The organism is Nonomuraea sp. NPDC051941, from assembly GCF_044593615.1.
On record NZ_JBIUCF010000002.1, the window covers coordinates 541517 to 545517 of the forward strand.

Here is a 4001-nt window from a genome sequence, read left to right on the forward strand (position 1 = left end):
GACACGAGAGAACCCGCCTATCGAGTAGTGCCTGCATCACGCCCGCGGCCGGGTGCGGGACCCGGCCGCGGGTTCGTCAGAGGTTCGCGTTGGCCGCCTGCAGCCGCCGGGCGAGGCCGGCCGGCGTCGGCTCCTCGAAGATGTCCTTGAGCTTGAGCCGGATCTGGGTCTCCTTCTTGATCTCCTGCAGCAGCTTGACCGCCAGCAGCGAGTGCCCGCCGAGCGCGAAGAAGTGGCTGTTGGGGCCGAGATCGGTGCGGTTGAGCATGACCTTCCAGAGCGCCACCAGGGAGTCGACCAGCTCGTCCCCGCTCTCGGACGGGAGTTCCTCCTCCACGCTGTTCTCGGCGTCGCGCAGCTCCGTGGCCAGGCGGCGGAGGGCGGGGTAGTCGACCTTGTCGTTGCCCGTCATCGGGAACGCGTCCACGGTCACGTACTCCTGGGGGGTCGCGGCGTACGGGAGGGAGGCGCTGGCGTGCTCCCACAGCTCCGAGGTGACCTCGGGGCGCTCCGGCGCCACCACGAAGGCCCACAGGACGGCGTCGGCGCTGGGGTCGCCGACGACCACGACCGCGGCGGCCCTGACGTCCGGGTGGGTCAGCAGCACGCCCTCGACCTCGGCGAGCTCGATCCGGTTGCCGCGCAGTTTGATCTGGCGGTCTAGCCTGCCGAGGATCTCCAGCCGGCCGTCGGACGTCCACTGGGCCAGGTCGCCCGTGCGGTAGGACCGGCCGTACACGGGGTGCTCGCCGAACCGCTCGGCGGTCAGCTCCGGGCGGTTGTGGTAGCCGATGGCCACCCCGTCGCCGGCGATGCAGAGCTCGCCCCGGGTCCCGATCGGCAGCGGGCGGCCATCGGGGGCGGAGACGTACACCTTGGTGTTCGCGATGGGCACGCCCACGTCGACACGGTCGGCGGCCGGGTCGATGCGGCCGGAGGTGGACCAGATCGTGGTCTCCGTGGGGCCGTACACGTTGTAGAGCTCGCACCCGGTCGCGGACAGCCGTTTGGCCAGGACGGCGGGCATCGGCTCGCCGCCGCAGAGCACGCGGCGGCCGGCCAGCTGCCCGGCCACCTGGTCGATGACCAGCCGCCAGGTGGTCGGCGTGGCCTGGGCGACGGTGACCTCGTAGCGCCGCAGCGCCTCCGCGAGGGGTTCGCCCTGGGTGCGGGCGTCGTCCGGCGCGACGGCCAGCCGCGCGCCCGTCGTCAGGGGCAGGAACAGCTCCAGGGCCGAGATGTCGAAGCTGAACGTGGTCAGCCAGAGCACGGTGTCCTCCGCGCTCACGGCCAGCTGGTGCGCGAAGTGCGCGATCAGGTTGGCGAGGCTGTAGTGGTCGATCAGCGTGCCCTTGGGGAGCCCGGTGGAGCCGCTGGTGTAGATGAGGTACGCGCAGTCCTCCGGCCTGACGCTGCTGAACGCCGTCACCGTGCCGGAGACCGGCGTCACCGAGTCGACGGGCACGAGCGGCAGGACCGTACGGTCGCCGGAGACGACGATCCCCTCGCCCGCGAGGACCACGGCGGCGCCCGCGTCGTCGAGCTGGTAGTCGAGCCGCTGCTGCGGGTGGTCGGGTTCGAGCGGCAGGTACGCCGCCCCGGCGAGCCACACGCCGACGGCGGCCGCGGCCAGCTCGGGACCGCGCCGCGCGAGCAGCGCGACGACGTCGCCCCTGCCCACGCCGGCGGCCCGCAGCTCGTCGCGGGTGGCCTCGGCTGCGGCCCACAGGCGGCGTAACCCGACGCGGCGCTCGCCGTCGAGCACCGCGTCGGTGTCCTCCGGCGGCGCGGCGGAGACCTGGCGGGCGATCTTGTCCAGTACGGTCGCCGGCGTCACGGCGCGCTCGGTGGCGTTGGCCAGCTCGATGGCCGCCCGGTCCTGGTAGCACCAGACGGGCAGGTCCGCGAGCGGCGTGTCGGGCTGCTCCGCGAGCGTGACGAGCAACTCGTCGAAGCGGGCCAGCAGCAGCTCCACGTCGGCCCGGTCCAGGACGTCCACGCAGAACGCGGTCCTGATCCTGATCGCCTCGGGGGTGGAGGTGACGAAGAACTCCAGGTCGAACTTGCTGAAGCCGTTCTCGATCACCACCTGCCCGGCCCGCAGCCCGCCCAGCATGAACTCGGCGGACAGGTCGGCGGGCACGTAGTTGAAGGTGTGCCGGAAGAGGTTGTTGCGCCAGCCGTCGCGCGGAACGATCTCCAGCAGGTCGTCCACCGGGTGGTCGGCGTGCGACATGGCCTCCATGAACGTGCGGCGGGTGAGCCGCGTGTACGTGCGGAAGTTGTTCGCCCATTGCACGCGGGTGCGCAGGGTGAGCACGTTGATGTGGTAGCCGAGCCGGGTGGCGGCCTCGGGCGTCCGCACGCTGATGGGCGAGCCGATGGTGAGGTCGGGGCCGGCGCCATGGGCGGCGAGCAGCACGCCGTACGCGGCCATGAGGACGACCGACTCCGGCGCCCGCAGCTCGCGCTGCATCCGCCGCGCCGCGTCGCGCGCGGCGGGGGACAGCTCCCAGTTGACCACGTCGCCCAGGAGGGTGACCTGCGAGGCCTCCGGCTGCTCGCACCACAGGTCCAACTCGTCGGCGCGGAACCCGTCCAGCTTGTCGTGCCAGAACTCCCGGCTGCGCGGGTCGGGTGCCGGCTCCTCCCAGGCCGGCACGGTGTCGCGCGGCGGCGACTCGCCCGCCGCGAGGGCGTTGTAGGTCGCGGCGAGCTCGTTCATCAGCAGCGCGGACGACAGCCCGTCGAAGATCGAGTGGTGGATCGCCAGGCAGTAGACCTCGCCCGCCTCCTCCTCCAGGACGGCGGCGCGCACCAGGAGCTCGCCGTCCGGCCGGAACGGCCGGGCCACGAACTCCGTCAGCCACTCGCGCGTGGCTCCCCGGCCGCCCTCCTCGAAGCGCAGCTCGGCGTACTCGGGCGGCAGGACCTCCCGCGTCATGCCCTCGGCCTCGATCCCGAAGACCGTGCGCAGGATCTCGTGCCGGCGCAGGACGTGGTTGATCGCGTCCAGCATGAGGGTGCGGCTCGGCAGCCGCGCCACGCTGAACGCCACGCCCAGGTTGTTCACCCCGGTACCGGGGACCAGCTCTTCCAGCATCCACAGCGCCTGCTCCTTGCGCGAGGCGCGCTGACCCAGCATCTGCTCCATGATCATCTCTCCAGCAGCTTGGTGACGGCCCTGGCGACCTCGTCCGAGGTGAGCAGCACGTCGTGGCCCTCCTCGAACCTGAGCTCCTCGGCCACGACGGTGCGACCGGAGTCACGCAGCCGGTTCAGGCCGTTCCGCGGGTTGGACGAGCTCACCGCGATGGCGCGCAGCCACCCCTCCCAGGGGTCCAGGTGGTCGGCGTAGGTGAGGAAGGCCAGGAAGGCGCTGAACGTCTCCCACATCTCCTCGGAGTACTCCGGGTCGAACCCGGCCCTTTCGAACGCGCGGTGCCCGACCTCGCGGAAGGTGGCGTACAGCTGGGCGGCGTAGCCCTCGACCGTGATCCCCTCGACCTGGAGCGTCGTGTCCATGGTCTCCCGGAGCTGGGCGACGTCCTCCTCGTTCAGGATCGAGGAGAGGATGCCGAAGACCTTGCCGAACTGGAAGTAGACGTTCTCCAGGCTCGTTGGCTCCGGGTCGAAGAGGATCAGCTCGGGCGTCGAGCCCTGCAGCTCGGCCAGCCGGTCGACGAGCTCGGTCGCGTAGACGGCGCCCACGCAGTAGCCCATGACCGCGTGGACCTTCCTGCCGCTCTCCTTGATGGGCTCCACCCAGGAACGGACATAGGCGGCACCGTCGATCCCGCAACCGGGCGCCACGGCGGGCGGGCGCACGTGCCAGAAGGTCGCGTCATAGTCAATGTTCGCCACCAGCTCGGGGAAGCCCGCCTCCGCGCGGCCGGTCTCCGTGAAGTCGACGCAGAGGACGAGGTCCGCCGAGTTGGATGCTTTGAGCGTCGTCCAAGTGGTTACCAGGGTCATGATCATTCCTTTGATCGGAGTTCTGC

The 4001-nt window shown here is 71.2% G+C and carries 2 protein-coding genes; both read right to left on the minus strand.

From position 1 onward, the window contains the following. Positions 1 to 76: 76 nt before the first annotated feature. Positions 77 to 3154 (minus strand): amino acid adenylation domain-containing protein, encoded by a 3078-nt coding sequence (locus ACIHFD_RS06250; protein ID WP_397365848.1) that lies wholly within the window; start codon positions 3152 to 3154, stop codon positions 77 to 79. 2 nt (positions 3155 to 3156) lie between these two features. Next, a complete protein-coding gene (locus ACIHFD_RS06255) occupies positions 3157 to 3975 on the minus strand; it encodes a hypothetical protein (protein WP_350742348.1) in 819 nt (272 codons plus the stop codon). Positions 3976 to 4001: the final 26 nt, after the last annotated feature.